The organism is Pseudomonas pisciculturae, from assembly GCF_015461805.1.
Taxonomy (GTDB): domain Bacteria; phylum Pseudomonadota; class Gammaproteobacteria; order Pseudomonadales; family Pseudomonadaceae; genus Aquipseudomonas; species Aquipseudomonas pisciculturae.
The window spans coordinates 782646-796934 of record NZ_JACVZE010000001.1 but is presented as its reverse complement, the minus strand read 5'-3'; the positions used below and the strand labels follow the sequence as shown (position 1 = coordinate 796934).

General features: G+C 60.0%; 15 protein-coding genes and 1 tRNA gene. 14 read left to right on the top strand and 2 right to left on the bottom strand.

The window, feature by feature from the left end:
• The first annotated feature begins 33 nt into the window (after positions 1-33).
• The 5 genes from ICY20_RS03565 to ICY20_RS03545 all read left to right on the top strand — a co-directional run bounded on the left by ICY20_RS03565 (position 34) and on the right by ICY20_RS03545 (position 5584).
• Positions 34-1326: an OprD family porin gene (locus tag ICY20_RS03565; RefSeq protein ID WP_194936943.1), complete on the top strand. Its 1293-nt coding sequence runs from the start codon at positions 34-36 to the stop codon at positions 1324-1326.
• Positions 1327-1360: 34 nt separating this feature from the next.
• Entirely contained in the window at positions 1361-2344 is a 984-nt protein-coding gene (locus tag ICY20_RS03560; RefSeq protein ID WP_159962165.1) for a Bug family tripartite tricarboxylate transporter substrate binding protein, read from the top strand.
• Between the two features lie 235 nt (positions 2345-2579).
• Positions 2580-3038, top strand: coding sequence for a tripartite tricarboxylate transporter TctB family protein (locus tag ICY20_RS03555; RefSeq protein WP_124525853.1), 459 nt, complete (start codon positions 2580-2582; stop codon positions 3036-3038).
• 1 nt (position 3039) lies between these two features.
• Positions 3040-4554 carry a tripartite tricarboxylate transporter permease gene (locus tag ICY20_RS03550; RefSeq protein ID WP_159962166.1) on the top strand — a complete coding sequence of 505 codons (1515 nt, stop codon included), beginning with the start codon at positions 3040-3042 and terminating at the stop codon, positions 4552-4554.
• The gene (locus ICY20_RS03545) at positions 4547-5584 is read left to right on the top strand and encodes an AbrB family transcriptional regulator (RefSeq protein ID WP_159962167.1); all 1038 of its coding nucleotides are present in this window, start codon (positions 4547-4549) and stop codon (positions 5582-5584) included. The genes ICY20_RS03550 and ICY20_RS03545 overlap by 8 nt, the downstream gene beginning before the upstream one ends.
• A gap of 126 nt (positions 5585-5710) precedes the next feature.
• Here ICY20_RS03545 and ung read toward each other — a convergent pair whose 3' ends face one another.
• Positions 5711-6403 (bottom strand): uracil-DNA glycosylase, encoded by a 693-nt coding sequence (gene ung, locus ICY20_RS03540; RefSeq protein WP_194936942.1) that lies wholly within the window; start codon positions 6401-6403, stop codon positions 5711-5713.
• Between the two features lie 136 nt (positions 6404-6539).
• Between ung and ICY20_RS03535 the strand changes: the two genes are divergently transcribed.
• Positions 6540-7652: an enoyl-CoA hydratase/isomerase family protein gene (locus ICY20_RS03535; protein ID WP_194936941.1), complete on the top strand. Its 1113-nt coding sequence runs from the start codon at positions 6540-6542 to the stop codon at positions 7650-7652.
• A gap of 54 nt (positions 7653-7706) precedes the next feature.
• Here the strand turns inward: ICY20_RS03535 and ICY20_RS28135 are convergent, their stop codons facing one another.
• Positions 7707-8078 carry a hypothetical protein gene (locus ICY20_RS28135; RefSeq protein ID WP_159962170.1) on the bottom strand — a complete coding sequence of 124 codons (372 nt, stop codon included), beginning with the start codon at positions 8076-8078 and terminating at the stop codon, positions 7707-7709.
• 317 nt (positions 8079-8395) lie between these two features.
• Here ICY20_RS28135 and ICY20_RS03530 point away from each other — a divergent pair, with 317 nt between their 5' ends.
• The 8 genes from ICY20_RS03530 to ICY20_RS03495 all read left to right on the top strand — a co-directional run bounded on the left by ICY20_RS03530 (position 8396) and on the right by ICY20_RS03495 (position 14236).
• Entirely contained in the window at positions 8396-10018 is a 1623-nt protein-coding gene (locus ICY20_RS03530; protein WP_159962171.1) for a methyl-accepting chemotaxis protein, read from the top strand.
• Between the two features lie 85 nt (positions 10019-10103).
• Positions 10104-10316, top strand: a complete 213-nt coding sequence (locus ICY20_RS03525) for a cysteine-rich CWC family protein (protein ID WP_194936940.1) — start codon at positions 10104-10106, stop codon at positions 10314-10316.
• Entirely contained in the window at positions 10306-10998 is a 693-nt protein-coding gene (locus ICY20_RS03520) for a pseudouridine synthase (protein WP_194936939.1), read from the top strand. The genes ICY20_RS03525 and ICY20_RS03520 overlap by 11 nt, the downstream gene beginning before the upstream one ends.
• Before the next feature lie 306 nt (positions 10999-11304).
• A complete protein-coding gene (locus ICY20_RS03515; RefSeq protein WP_159962174.1) occupies positions 11305-12189 on the top strand; it encodes an alpha/beta fold hydrolase in 885 nt (294 codons plus the stop codon).
• A gap of 204 nt (positions 12190-12393) precedes the next feature.
• Positions 12394-12467, top strand: a tRNA-Gly gene (locus ICY20_RS03510).
• 196 nt (positions 12468-12663) lie between these two features.
• On the top strand, positions 12664-13188 hold the full coding sequence (locus ICY20_RS03505) for a DUF3833 domain-containing protein (protein ID WP_159962175.1): 525 nt from the start codon (positions 12664-12666) through the stop codon (positions 13186-13188).
• A 23-nt stretch (positions 13189-13211) separates the two neighbouring features.
• Positions 13212-13517, top strand: coding sequence for a DUF6482 family protein (locus ICY20_RS03500; RefSeq protein ID WP_194936938.1), 306 nt, complete (start codon positions 13212-13214; stop codon positions 13515-13517).
• Between the two features lie 218 nt (positions 13518-13735).
• Positions 13736-14236 (top strand): methylated-DNA--[protein]-cysteine S-methyltransferase, encoded by a 501-nt coding sequence (locus ICY20_RS03495; RefSeq protein WP_194936937.1) that lies wholly within the window; start codon positions 13736-13738, stop codon positions 14234-14236.
• Positions 14237-14289 lie beyond the last annotated feature (53 nt).

The window sequence follows — 14289 nt, the reverse complement described above, 5'->3', positions numbered from 1 at the left end:
GCCAAAATAAGAACAATAACGGAGTACACCACGATGCTGTCGACACAGCCCCAGGCTTGCCCGCCTGTACGTTTTTCCCGCCTTACCCAGACCGCCCTTGCCAGTGCCACTGCCCTTGCCGGCTTTTCGCCGCTTAGCCAGGCTGCCTTCTTCGAAGACAGTAGCGCGACACTGGAAACCCGCAACATGTACTTCAACCGCGACTTCCGCGACGGCACCAGCGCCCAGCAATCCAAGCGCGACGAATGGGCCCAGGGCTTTATGCTCAACCTGCAATCAGGCTACACCGATGGCACCGTCGGTTTTGGCGTGGATGCGCTGGGCATGCTCGGGGTCAAGCTCGACTCCAGCCCCGACCGCACCGGCACCGGCCTGCTGCCCACCCACGACGATGGCCGCGCCGCCGACTCGTACTCCAAGCTGGGCCTGACCGGCAAAGTGAAAATCTCTGCCACCGAGTTGAAAGTCGGTTCGCTGATTCCCGAGCTGCCAATCCTCAAGCCCAACGACGGTCGCATCCTGCCGCAAACCTTCAACGGTGGCCTGATCACTTCCAAGGAATTCAAAAACCTGGTGTTCACCGGTGGCCGCCTGGACAAAGCCAAGGACCGCGACGACAGCAACTACGAAGACATCGCCCTCAACAACAAAAACAGCCGCTTCCTCAGCGGCGCCACCGGCAAGCACTTCAACTTCGGCGGCGCCGACTATAAGTTCGCCGACAAGATCACCGGCAGCTATCACTTCGCCCAGCTCGACGACGTGTACCGCCAGCACTTCCTCGGCCTGGTGGCCGCCCGCCCGATGGGCCCCGGCACCTTCGCCACCGACCTGCGCCTGGCCATCAGTGATGACACCGGCTCAGCCCGTGGCGGCAAGATCGACAACACCTCCCTCAACGGCCTGTTCAGCTATGCCCTCAATGGCCATAAGCTCAGCGCCGGTTACCAGCACATGTCCGGTGACAGCGCGTTCCCGTATGTGGATGGCAGCGACCCGTACCTGGTCAACTTCGTGCAGATCAACGACTTTGCCGGCGCCGAAGAACGCTCCTGGCAGGCACGCTACGACTACGACTTCGCCAAACTGGGTATTCCGGGTTTGAGTTTTATGAGCCGTTACCTCTCGGGTGACAATATCAAGCTCAAGAACGGCGACACCGGCAAAGAGTGGGAGCGCAACAGCGAGATCAAGTACGTGGTGCAAAGCGGCACGTTCAAGGATGTGGCCGTGCGTCTGCGTAATGCCACGTACCGCTCCAATTATTCAGCCCGTGATGCGGATGAAATGCGCTTGCTGGTGAGTTACAGCATTGCTCTTTGGTAGTCGCCACTTATAACAACAAAGACGGAGATAACACATGACCCTCTCACTGCGTAAATTGGCCCTCGCCGCCGGCTGCATGCTGTTCGCCGGCCAACTGCTGGCCGCCGACGAACCCAAGCGCCCGGAATGCATCGCACCAGCCTCCCCCGGCGGTGGTTTTGACCTGACCTGCAAACTGGCGCAGAGCGCGCTGGTGAACGAGAAGCTGCTGAGCAAACCAATGCGTGTGACCTACATGCCCGGCGGCGTCGGCGCGGTGGCCTACAACGCCGTGGTCGCCCAGCGCCCGGCAGACGCTGGCACCCTGGTAGCGTGGTCCAGCGGCTCGCTGTTGAACCTGGCCCAAGGTAAGTTCGGCCGCTTCGATGAAAGCGCCGTGCGCTGGTTGGCAGCGGTGGGTACCAGCTACGGTGCCATCGCGGTGAAAGCCGATTCGCCCTACAAGACCCTCGATGATCTCGTCAAAGCCCTGAAGAAAGATCCGGGCAGCGTGGTCATCGGTTCCGGCGGCACCGTCGGCAGCCAGGACTGGATGCAAACCGCGTTGATCGCCAAGGCCGCCGGGATCAACCCGCGTGAGCTGCGTTACGTGGCCCTCGAAGGCGGCGGCGAAATCGCCACGGCCTTGCTTGGCGGTCACATCCAAGTGGGCAGCACCGACATCTCCGACTCCATGCCGCACATCCTGAGCGGTGACATGCGCCTGCTGGCGGTGTTCTCCGAAGAGCGCCTGGACGAGCCGGAAATGAAGAACATTCCGACCGCCAAAGAGCAAGGCTACGACATCGTCTGGCCAGTGGTGCGTGGTTTCTACCTCGGGCCAAAAGTCAGCGATGCCGACTACGCCTGGTGGAAAGAAGCCTTCGACAAACTGCTGGCCTCCGACGAGTTCGCCAAGCTGCGTGACCAGCGCGAGCTGTTCCCGTTTGCCATGACCGGCCCGGAGCTGGACACCTACGTGAAGAAACAAGTGGCTGACTACAAAGTGCTGGCCAAAGAGTTTGGCCTGATCCAGTAATCGCCCCTCTGTGGGAGCAGGCGTGCCCAAATGCCAGTCAGTTAAGAACTAGAAAGAGTCAACAGTAACCTGTGGCGAGGGAGCTTGCTCCCGCTGGGTCGCGAAGCGGCCCCAACAATGGGCCTGCTACGCAGTCCAGCGGGAGCAAGCTCCCTCGCCACAGGTACTGCGCTCGCCCTTGATTGACTGGCATTCGGGCTTGCCCGCTCCCACAAAAGCGGCCTAGGAGTTTCCTATGCTTTTACAACGCATTTTCGCCAGCATCATGCTGCTGGTCTGCGCCGGCCTCGCGCTGATGGCGTGGCCGTATCAGGCTGCATTTTCCTACGAACCGGTGGGGCCACGGGCCTACCCGCTGTTGATGCTCGGGCTGATGAGCCTGGGCTTGATCTACATGATCATTCGCCCACAGCCGACCAAGCACACTGAAGAAGAACCCGCGCTAGACCGCGAAACCCTGATCAAGATCGGCATTTGCGTCGGCCTGCTGATCGTGTTCGCCGGCACCTTCGAACCTCTGGGTTTCATCCTCAGCAGCATGTTGATCGGCATCCCCATGGCACGCCTGTATGGCGGCCGCTGGTTGCCGAGCGTGGTGATCGTCAGCCTCATGGCCATCGGCCTTTATCTGCTGTTCGATAAAGCCATGGATGTGCCGTTGCCCCTTGGCCTGCTCGACGTTCTGGAGAACTGATATGGATACTTTTGGCTATTTGGGCCAAGGCTTCGGCGTCGCGCTGAGCCCTTACAACCTGGTGACCGCGCTGTGCGGCACCTTGATCGGCACCGTGGTCGGCCTGCTGCCGGGCCTGGGCCCGATCAACGGCGTGGCGTTGTTGATCCCCATCGCATTCGCCCTGGGCCTGCCGCCGGAATCGGCGCTGATCCTGCTGGCAGCGGTGTACCTGGGCTGCGAATACGGCGGCCGTATCAGCTCGATCCTGCTCAACATCCCAGGCGAAGCCTCCACCGTAATGACCACCCTCGACGGCTACCCAATGGCCCGCAAAGGCCTGGCCGGCGTGGCGCTGTCGTTGTCGGCATGGAGTTCGTTCATCGGTGCGTTTATCGCCACCTGCGGCATGGTGCTGTTTGCGCCCCTATTGGCCAAATGGGCAATTGCCTTCGGCCCGGCGGAATATTTCGTACTGATGGTGTTTGCGATTGTGTGCCTGGGCGGCATGGCCGGTGACAAGCCGCTGAAGACGTTTGTGGCGGCGCTGATCGGCCTGTTCCTGTCAGCAGTTGGCATCGATGCCAACAGCGGGGTTTACCGCTTCACTGGCGACAATATCCACCTTACCGACGGCATCCAGTTCGTGGTGTTGGTGCTGGGGCTGTTCTCCATCAGCGAAATCCTGTTGCTGCTGGAAAAAACCCACCGTGGCCAGGAAGCCGTAAAAGCTACCGGACGCATGATGTTCAACCTGAAGGAAGCGTCCTCCGTCTTTGTAGTTAACATCCGTTGCGGCCTGCTGGGTTTCATCATGGGCGTATTGCCAGGTGCAGGCGCCACGTTGGCCTCGGCCGTTGCCTACATGACCGAAAAACGCCTGGCCGGTGCCAGCGGCAAGTTCGGCCAAGGCGACATGCGTGGCCTGGCTGCACCAGAAACTGCGATCGGCGCGTCTGCTTGTGGTGCCCTGGTGCCCATGCTGACCCTCGGCGTACCCGGCTCGGGCACCACGGCGGTGATGATCGGCGCGCTGTCGCTGTACAACATCACCCCTGGCCCGCTGCTGTTCCAACAGCAACCGGACATCGTCTGGGGCCTGATCGCTTCGTTGTTTATCGCCAACATCATGCTGGTGATCCTCAACATCCCGATGATCCGCATCTTTACCCGCATCCTCGCCGTGCCGAACTGGGCGCTGGTGCCAGTGATCGCCATCATCACTGCGATTGGTGTATACGCGGTTCACGCCACCACCTTCGACCTGTTCCTGATGGTGGGCATCGGCATCTTCGGTTACATCCTGCGCAAGCTCGACTTCCCCCTCTCGCCGGTGCTGCTGGGCTTTATTCTCGGCGGTTTGATGGAGCAGAACCTGCGCCGTGCGCTGTCGATCTCCAACGGTGCGCTGGACATCCTCTGGTCGAGCCCAATCACCTTTGGGGTGTGGGTGCTGACCGCGCTGATGCTGATGTTCCCGCTGGTGCGTATCTACCGTAAACGTGCCCAGCAGCGTCGTGCCGTGGCCGATGTCTGAGGTCACCTTTAAACAATGGTGGGCAACACCGCTGGTCGGCTTGGCCGGCGGTTACCTGGCCAGCCTCGTCGGCTGGCCTTTGCCGTACATGGTCGGCTCGTTGCTGGCGATCATCCTGGTGCGCTGCCTCACGCCGTGGCAGTTGGCCGAAATACCCGGAGGGCGCAAATGCGGCCAATGGGTGGTCGGGATAGGTATCGGGCTGCACTTCACCCCGGTGGTGATCGAGCAGGTGATGAGTCACTTCGGGCTGATCTTCTTTGGCGCGCTGGTCACCAGCCTGTCGAGCGTGGTGGGCGTGTGGTTGATGCGCCGCAGCGGTGAAGACCGTGCCACGGCGTTTTTCTCCAGCATGCCGGGCGGTTCCGGTGAGATGGTCAACCTCGGTGCACGTAACGGCGCGGTGCTTAGCCGTGTCGCGGCGGGGCAGAGTTTGCGGGTGTTGGTGGTGGTGCTGTGTGTGCCAGCGATCTTCAAGTACCTGCTTGACGGCGGCGCACCGCAGTTTCATCCGGCGCCGGTGAGTTGGCCTTGGCTGTTCGCGTTGTTTCCGATAGGCGCGTTGGTGGCTTGGGGTTGGCAGCGTTTGCGCCAGCCAAACCCGTGGCTGTTTGGGCCGCTGTTGGTCAGTGCAACCGCCAGTGTTGTGTGGGATTTGCATATCGGCTTGCCCGATGGCGGCAGCCAGATTGGCCAATGGTTGATCGGCAGCGGGCTGGGGTGTCACTTCAACCGACAGTTCTTTCGCCGTGCGCCTTCGTTTATGGCCCGTACCTTGGTGGGCACGGCCTTGACCATGGCGCTGGCCACATTGGCGGCGGTGGGTTTGAGCGCCCTGACCCATCTGGACCTGCGCTCGCTGACGCTGGGCATGATGCCCGGCGGGATTGCCGAGATGAGTTTGACGGCGGAGACCTTGCAACTGTCGGTGCCGCTGGTGACGGCGATGCAGGTGATGCGTTTGTTGTTTGTGCTGTTTTTGGCAGAGCCGTTGTTCAGACGCTGGAATAGCCAGCCCGACAAGATCTGACGCCGAACACTGTTCAAAATGTGGGAGGGGGCTTGCTCCCGATTGCAGTGTGTCAGTCAATCAATGAGTGACAGACACACCGCAATCGGGAGCAAGCCCCCTCGCACATTTGTAATGCATTGGGCATTAGAGTGGCGGCAACCGCCACTCAATCGGCGTCTCGCCATTCTGCTCAAGAAACTTGTTGGTGCGGCTGAAATGCCCGCAGCCCAAGAACCCCCGATACGCCGACAACGGCGACGGATGCACCGAGGTCAGCACCAGGTGCTTGGTGGCATCAATCAGCTTCTGCTTGCCTTGGGCATGCGCGCCCCACAGCAAAAATACCAAGTGCGGCTGATGCTCGCTGACCACTTCGATAATCCGATCAGTAAAGAACTGCCAGCCCTTGCCCGCGTGGGCGTTGGCATTGGCGCGCTCGACTGTCATCGTGGTGTTGAGCATCAGCACGCCTTGGTCGGCCCAACTTTGCAGGTAGCCGTGGTTGGGGATGTCGATGTTCAGGTCGCGCTTGAGTTCTTTGTAGATGTTGACCAGCGATGGCGGCGCCGGCACGCCCGGCTGCACCGAGAAGCATAGGCCGTGGGCTTGCCCTGGGCCGTGGTAAGGGTCTTGGCCGAGGATCACCACCTTGACCTTGTCCAGCGGCGTTGAGTTGAGCGCGTTGAAAATCAGCGGGCCAGGCGGGTAGATCTCTTTACCGGCCGCATGTTCCTGACGCAGGAACTCGCGCAATTGGGCCATGTACGGCTGCTCGAACTCATCCCGCAGGGCATGTTTCCAGCTGGGTTCGAGTTTGATACGGTCGTCTTCGGTCATGGTTCAATGGTCTTGTAAAAAAGAATGACGCGAACCCTAGGAAAGCCAACCCCGCTTGTCAATTGATCTGACACACATCCGGCACTTTCCTACCAAGAGATCATACTGATCTCTCACTCCCCCGAATGAGGTCATGATGAACCTGCACTTCGAAGAGCTGACCGGCAGCGACGGTGCCCGCATCGGCATCGCCAGCCTCGACGCTGAAAAGTCCCTCAACGCCCTCTCCTTGCCGATGATCCTGGCCCTGGGCGAACGCCTGGACGCCTGGGCCAAAGACCCGAACATCGTTTGCGTACTGTTGCGCGGCAACGGCCCCAAGGCTTTTTGCGTCGGCGGCGAGGTACGCAGCCTGGCCATCGCGTGCCTTGAGCAGCCGGGTGTCGTGCCCGACCTGGCCGCACAGTTTTTTGCTGCGGAATACCGCCTGGACTACCGCCTGCACACCTACCCCAAGCCGCTGATCTGCTGGGGCCATGGCTACGTGCTGGGGGGCGGCATGGGCCTTTTGCAAAGTGCGGCGGTGCGCATCGTGACGCCGAGCAGCCGCTTGGCCATGCCCGAGATCAGCATTGGCCTGTATCCGGATGTCGGCGCCAGTTGGTTCCTGTCGCGCCTGCCCGGCAAGCTCGGTTTATTTCTGGGCCTTACCGGTGCCCATATCAATGGGCGTGACGCGCTGGACCTGGGCCTGGCCGACCGCTTCCTGCGCGACGACCAACAGGACGAACTGCTCGATGGCCTGCTGCAACTGAACTGGCAAGAACAGACCGAGATACAGCTCAACAGCCTGTTCAAAGCCCTGGCCCAGGAAGCCATCGACCAGCAGCCCGAAGCGCAGTGGCTACCGCGCCGCGCGCAGATCGATGAATGGTTGGACGTGGGCGATGTGCGCAGTGCCTGGCGCGCCTTGAGCCAACTGCGTGATCACAGTGACCCGCTGCTCAGCCGTGCCGGCAAAACCCTGAGCGAAGGCTGCCCGCTGACGGCTCATCTGGTGTGGGAGCAGATTCAGCGTGCACGCCATCTGTCCCTGGCCCAAGTGTTCCAGATGGAATACACCCTAAGTCTCAACTGCTGCTGCCATCCCGAGTTCAGCGAAGGGGTGCGCGCACGCTTGATCGACAAGGACCAGACGCCGCACTGGCATTGGCCCGACATCAACACTGTGCCACAAGCGGTGGTGCAAGCGCACTTCCACAAGGCGTGGGAGGGTCGGCACCCACTGGCGGATTTATCCGACTACTGAAGTGTTTGCCCGCAAAAAAGCGGCGCATCATGCGCCGCTTGCCGTTCAGGCCCGTCAACGGTGACCGCCGCGGCCACCTCCATGATCAGAACCGCGACCGTGCCCACGACCGCCATTCCCGCCGTGATCCCCCCAGCCCTGGTTCGGATACGGACGGTATCCGGCACGAGGTCCGGCCGGATAGTAACGGGGTGCCGGCTGATAATAGCGCGGCGCCGAGTAGTAACGCGGCTGAGGCGCGTAGTAGCGCGGTGCCGGGTAGTAATCGCGGCGGTATTGATACGCCGTGCCGCCGCCGTAGTAGTACGCCGGCGCCGGAGAGGTATAGACCTCGGATCGATAGTAGCTTTGGCCTCCATCATAGTAGGGCACGCAAGCGGAAAGGGTCAGACCGAGTAAAACACTGAGCAGCAGTCGTCGATACATGGCGGCCTCCTGGACCGCGAAAGAGCACCTCCAGCGACGCTGGGGAGCGGCATTCAGCTTTCACCAAATGACGAAATATCTGACATCAAAAACCGAATCTGGTGCGCTTTAGTAACAGATTGATACACCTAAGTAGACGGGTGGATACAACCTTGTGATGCCACGCCTGAATAGACCTTATCCTTCAAAAAGCTTTATCGATTCAGTAAATTTATCTGGCCGGAAACTTTGCGCATTGCGATGATGTCACTATGATATCGCACCTTGCCAGGGAGGCTCTAGCGTGCGCCCTTCGCTAACCTCGCCGGATTCGATCCATGAAAATCTCAAGTAAGCTGCTGCTTTCATTTCTTCTGTGTGCACTGGTCACCCTCGGAGTTGGCCTGCTGGGCATCAAAGGCGTCGTTCGACTCGCTACAGCCCTGGAACTGACCTTCTCCAACAACCTGGTCTCCGTCAGCAACACCGCCGCCACCCTCAATGGCCTGGTCGCCCACAACCGCGGCCTGTACCGCTTGATGGACGCCAGCAAAGGCGACGTCGCGCCCCAGGACCGCGACCGCGTGCGCCAGGATATCGCCAGCGAACTCAAACGCAGCCAGGCCGCCTACGCCACCTACCGCGCAACACCGCTGGAAGACGACGAGCGGGCAGCCGGCGATAAGCTCGACCAGATCTGGCCAACCTACGTCAGCAGCTCCGAACGCATCATCTCGATGCTGGATGGCGGCCAGGTCGAGCAGGCACGCAGTCAGCTCAACTCCACCAACAATGAGCTGTTTCGTCAGGCGCGCGAGCTGATTCGCGTGATGATCGAGTCCAACAATCGCCAGATCAAGGAAGGTTCCATCGCCGCCGATGACCTGCGCAACAGCGCGTTGACCTGGATGATCAGCGGCATCGTATTGGCCTTCATCATTGCGATCATTATTGGCGTACTGATCACCCGTCTGATCACCCGCCCTATCGCCCAGGCGGTGCAAAGCGCCCAGCGCATCGCCAATGGCGATCTGACTCAGGCCATCGTCACCGACCGCACCGACGAAGCCGGGCAATTGCTGATGGCGCTGTCGGACATGCAAGGCGGGCTGAAGAGCACCCTGGTGGAAATCGCCAACGCCTCCGACCAACTCGCATCGGCCGCCGAAGAACTGAGCGCGGTCACCGATGAAAGCAGCCGGGGCTTGACCCGCCAAAATGACGAAATCCAACAAGCGGCCACTGCCGTCAACCAGATGACAGCTGCGGTAGACGAAGTGGCGAGCAACGCGGTCTCCACCTCGCAAGCCTCGCTCCAGGCCACCACTGAAGCTGAAGACGGTCGCCAGCAAGTGGCACAGGCGGTGTCCGGCATGAGTTCGATGGTGGGCGAGATCAACGACTCCACGCAGTCGGTGGCCGACCTCGCTGGCCAGGTACGCGAAATCGGCAAGGTGATCGATGTGATCCGTGGCATCGCCGACCAGACCAACCTGCTGGCCCTCAACGCGGCCATCGAAGCAGCGCGGGCCGGTGAGCAAGGTCGCGGTTTTGCCGTGGTGGCCGATGAAGTGCGAGCCCTGGCCCATCGCACCCAAACCTCCACCGTCGACATCGAAAAAATGATCGGCGAAGTGCAAGTCGGCGCCGACGCCGCCGTGGCCGCCATGAACAAGAGCCTGACCTGGGCCAATAACACCCAGACCCTCGCGCAGAACGCCGGTGAAGCCTTGCAACGGATCACCACCAGCGTGGCAAAGATCAACGAGCGCAATCTGGTGATCGCTTCCGCCTCTGAAGAGCAGGCTCAGGTGGCCCGTGAAGTGGACCGCAACCTGCTGAACATCCAGGACCTGTCTACCCAAACCGCCGCCGGCGCCCACCAGACCAACGCCTCCAGCCAAGACCTGTCGCGCCTGGCCACTTCGTTCAACGTGTTGGTGAGCAAGTTCCAGCTGTAAGTAGCCTGCATCGGGGCAGCGCTGTATCGTGCAAGGCACACCGGGCATCACCCGCAACCTTGCACCCTCCAGCCTGAACCGAACAATGACCACGCCAACCCTCTGCCCCGCCTGTGGCGCCCGCAACGACTGCACCCTGGCTGACCCGCGTACCGCCGATCAAGCGTGCTGGTGCTTCAGCGTCACCATCGACCCGGCGGTGCTTGAAGCCCTGCCCGATGAGCTGCGCAACAAGGCCTGCCTGTGCCCGCGCTGCGCCCAGGTCGATGAACAGTTGAAGCACTGCGATGCGCGTTGATCGGTTCCTCAGCAACCTCCCTCGTTTCAATCGCAAGCAAGTGCGCCTGTTGCTGGTAGAACGTCGGGTGACCGTCGATGGTATGGCAGTCAGCGATCCTCACCACGAGGTGCGGGAATTCAGCCAAGTATGTGTTGATGCTGAGGTGCTTCAAGCAGGCAAACCGGCACGGTATTTCATGCTGCATAAACCCCAAGGTTGTGTGAGTGCAACCTCAGACCCGCAGCACCCTACGGTTCTCGATCTGCTGGATGAGCCAAACAAAGACCAACTGCACATCGCCGGTCGCCTGGATTTCAACACTACAGGGCTCATGCTGATCACCAATGACGGCCAGTGGTCTCGGCGCCTGACGCAACCGCAGACCAAACTGCCCAAGATTTACCTCGTTGAGACTGAGCAAGTGATCGGCCCGGAGTACGCGGCCACCTTTGCAGCCGGCCTGTATTTCGCCTTTGAAGACCTCACCACCCAACCCGCCGAGCTGCGACTGCTCGGGCCGACGACGGCGCGGCTGAGCATTATCGAAGGGCGTTACCACCAGGTGAAACGCATGTTCGGGCATTTCGATAACAAGGTGATCGGGCTGCATCGCGAGCGCATGGGGCCTCTGGTGCTGGATGCCGCCCTCGCGCCAGGTGAGTACCGGACGCTGACAGACGACGAAATTCGACAGGTCTGACGACCGTTCAGCCGGTGAACGCAAAAAACCGCCGGCTCGCCTTGCGGGGTGACACCTGTGCTGCTTGAATCAAAATCACCAGCCAATATATGACTGGCGAGTCGCCTATACCTCCAAGAAACACTTTGCCCGCCCGCAACGCTTGATCTGCGGGCATCTTCGGCAAAATGCCCGCCATAACAACACCCGTCGGCCAGCCTTCACCGGATCGACATGGGCCTTCAATTTCCAGGCGTATGCCTACCTGTCACAAAGCTCGTGCAGTGTTACCTGCGCGCCCTACCCGCTTGCCAGGAGTCTTACGACATGAGGCCAGAAATCGCTGTGTTGGATATACAGGGTCAGTATCGGGTTTACACGGAGTTCTATCGCGCGGAGAAGGCTGAAAAGACCATCATCCTGGTCAACGGCTCGATGGCCACCACGGCATCCTTCGCCCAAACCGTCAAAAGCCTGCACCCGCAATTCAATGTGGTTTTGTACGATCAGCCCTACGCGGGTCGGTCCAAAATCCATAACCGCCATGAGCAGATGCTGACGAAGGAAGTCGAAGGCCAGATCCTCCTGGAACTCATCGACCACTTCGCCGCCGAACACGTGCTCTCGTTCTCATGGGGCGGCGCCGCCACCCTGGTCGCCCTCGCCCACCGCCCTCGCCGCGTCGAGAAGGCTGTGATCAGCTCGTTCTCTCCGGTCATCAACGCCCCCATGCGTGACTATCTGGAGCGGGGCGTCGACTACCTCGGCAACCTCGACCGCGACCGTGTCGGCCACCTGGTCAACAGCACCATCGGCAAACACCTGCCGTCGCTGTTCAAGCGCTTCAACTACAAACATGTGAGCAGCCTGGCCGAACATGAATATGGGCAGATGCACTTCCATATCAGCCAAGTCCTTTATAGCGATCGGCTGTGCTACCTCAAGGCCGCCAAGCAGATCGACATTCCGGTGCTGTTTTTAAACGGCGAATGGGACGAATACACCAGCGCCCAGGACGCCAAGCTGTTTGGCCAGCACGTGGCCAACAGCAGCTTCAGCACCGTGCAGGCCACCGGACACTTCCTGGACATGGAGCACAAAGCGGCGTGCCGCGATAGCAGGGAGGCGGTGGTGGGGTTCCTGAAACCCGAGCGACAGGCCAACCGATTGCGGTATCACCAGGGCCAGACACACCATGCCTTTGCGATCTGAAATGAACAACCCGGCAAACGCCCGCTTGTGTGGGAGCCGGGCTTGCCCGCGATGCAGGCACCTCGGTGTGGCAGGCATACCAAGGTGAAGCTATCGCAGGCAAGCCAGCTCCCACACACGCTTGTTTGATGCACGTAACCCACACATTTTTGAAGAAAAACTTCAAATCCCGGCGAACATCTGGTACAAAGTCAGCCGCTCTGAGCGGGTATAGTTTAATGGTAGAACAGTAGCTTCCCAAGCTTCCGACGAGGGTTCGATTCCCTCTACCCGCTCCACTCAGATTTTGGTCTCGCGTCAGGTTGTTCTTTGACGGGGGATGCACAAAAACCGGTCCTTTGAGGCCGGTTTTTTTATGGCTGAAATTTGAGGCGTTTGGCGTTGGCGCAGCACATACCTGTACAAATTTATTATTTTGTATAAGTATCACTCACAGCGCTGAAGCGTCGCCGCGCGCAATCACGGAGCCGAGCAATGACACGTCTACTGATTTCATTGTTGCTGGTATTGAGTGTGAGTAGTTGCGCCAATGTAGGCGTCGAGCACTACGCCAGTCAGCAGCCGCAACTGGACCTGGAGCGTTTCTTCAGCAAGCCCGTCAAGGCCTGGGGGATTTTCCAAAAGCGCTCTGGGGAGGTGGCCAAGCGCTTTGAAGTGAATATCGCCAGTCGGCGTGAGGGTAACGCCTTGATTCTCGACGAGCGCTTCCTGTACAGCGATGGCACACGTCAACAGCGAGTGTGGACGCTGACACCCGATGGCCCCGGGCGCTGGCGCGGTCGGGCGGGTGATGTGGTCGGCGAGGCGATCGGTGAAGTGGCGGGTAACGCACTGCGCTGGCGTTATCGACTAAACCTGCCGGTGGACGGCTCTGTCTACGAGGTGAGTTTCGATGACTGGATGTACCTGATGGACGAGGACACGCTGATCAACCGCTCCAGCATGACCAAGTTTGGCGTCGAATGGGGCCAGGTCACGCTGTTCTTTCGTCGCCAATGAACACGCCAATGTGAGAGGCAAGCATGAATATCCGCAAGCTGACCGAATTGGCCGCGAAGGGTGAAGTGCGCGAGTTGGAACTGCTGTCGTTGGAGGGTGGAGTCTACCTGGCGAGAATCCGGCTGAATCACGCTCAGGTGACGCTGCTGGGCGATGATCAGCAGCCGCTGCGTATTCGCTCGACAACACACCTGCGCGACCTGTTGCGAGAGGTGGTGCCGTTTCCCTGTGTGCTGGTGCAGCACAGCGTCCACGATGAAATGTGCGGCGTTCGGGAAGGCCCCATTGGCGCATTGCGCATACCATTTACGCTGGTTTCATCCGTTTAAAGTGCGCCGCCTCAACCCGGGCCTCGGTGGACGTTAATATCACCCAGTAGCTGCGCAAGGCGCTTTACTATCTTTCGCTGTTTTACTGGTATGCGCCGCTCGCCAACGGGGCGTATTGGAACGTCTGAATCGGTGCGTAATTCGATCGCAAGAAACGTAGTTCACCGATAGCTCCGTCGTTCTAGACTTGCCCTACCCCATAGTCAGGAGCCCGCCCCATGCCCTATGAATATAAGCTCATGCTCTCCCCCGTCGGCCAGCTCACTCTGGTAGCGCGCGATGGAAAACTCAGCGCGATACTGTGGGAAACAGAACGCGCCAACCGCGTGCGCCTGGGCGAGCTGCATGAAGCGCCTGAGAGCCCGGTACTGCTGAAAACCGAGCAGCAGTTGAAAGAGTACTTTGCTGGCACGCGCAACCGCTTTGAGCTGGAATTGGATTTCACCGGCACCGATTTCCAGAAGCAGGTCTGGCAAGCGTTGCTCACCATCCCTTTTGGCGAAACCCGCAGCTACAGCCAGATCGCCCAGCAGATCGGCAACCCGAAGGCCGTGCGCGCTGTGGGTGCGGCCAATGGGCGTAACCCCATCTCCATCATTGCACCGTGTCACCGGGTGATTGGAGCCTCGGGCGGGTTGACCGGATTTGCCGGTGGCCTTGAAGCCAAGCAGTACCTGCTCGCGCTGGAAGGTACGGGCCAGGCAGAACTGGCCTTCTAATTAAAAACGTACAAATGTGTTCACCCTGAAATTTGTAAAAAGAAATTTCAGAG

Bases quoted from the DNA above. Each gene is read 5' to 3' on its own strand.
- ICY20_RS03565 (WP_194936943.1), top strand. From the start codon at position 34: ATGCTGTCGACACAGCCCCAGGCTTGCCCGCCTGTACGTTTTTCCCGC.
- ICY20_RS03560 (WP_159962165.1), top strand. From the start codon at position 1,361: ATGACCCTCTCACTGCGTAAATTGGCCCTCGCCGCCGGCTGCATGCTG.
- ICY20_RS03555 (WP_124525853.1), top strand. From the start codon at position 2,580: ATGCTTTTACAACGCATTTTCGCCAGCATCATGCTGCTGGTCTGCGCC.
- ICY20_RS03550 (WP_159962166.1), top strand. From the start codon at position 3,040: ATGGATACTTTTGGCTATTTGGGCCAAGGCTTCGGCGTCGCGCTGAGC.
- ICY20_RS03545 (WP_159962167.1), top strand. From the start codon at position 4,547: ATGTCTGAGGTCACCTTTAAACAATGGTGGGCAACACCGCTGGTCGGC.
- ung (WP_194936942.1), bottom strand. From the start codon at position 6,403: ATGACCGAAGACGACCGTATCAAACTCGAACCCAGCTGGAAACATGCC.
- ICY20_RS03535 (WP_194936941.1), top strand. From the start codon at position 6,540: ATGAACCTGCACTTCGAAGAGCTGACCGGCAGCGACGGTGCCCGCATC.
- ICY20_RS28135 (WP_159962170.1), bottom strand. From the start codon at position 8,078: ATGTATCGACGACTGCTGCTCAGTGTTTTACTCGGTCTGACCCTTTCC.
- ICY20_RS03530 (WP_159962171.1), top strand. From the start codon at position 8,396: ATGAAAATCTCAAGTAAGCTGCTGCTTTCATTTCTTCTGTGTGCACTG.
- ICY20_RS03525 (WP_194936940.1), top strand. From the start codon at position 10,104: ATGACCACGCCAACCCTCTGCCCCGCCTGTGGCGCCCGCAACGACTGC.
- ICY20_RS03520 (WP_194936939.1), top strand. From the start codon at position 10,306: ATGCGCGTTGATCGGTTCCTCAGCAACCTCCCTCGTTTCAATCGCAAG.
- ICY20_RS03515 (WP_159962174.1), top strand. From the start codon at position 11,305: ATGAGGCCAGAAATCGCTGTGTTGGATATACAGGGTCAGTATCGGGTT.
- ICY20_RS03505 (WP_159962175.1), top strand. From the start codon at position 12,664: ATGACACGTCTACTGATTTCATTGTTGCTGGTATTGAGTGTGAGTAGT.
- ICY20_RS03500 (WP_194936938.1), top strand. From the start codon at position 13,212: ATGAATATCCGCAAGCTGACCGAATTGGCCGCGAAGGGTGAAGTGCGC.
- ICY20_RS03495 (WP_194936937.1), top strand. From the start codon at position 13,736: ATGCCCTATGAATATAAGCTCATGCTCTCCCCCGTCGGCCAGCTCACT.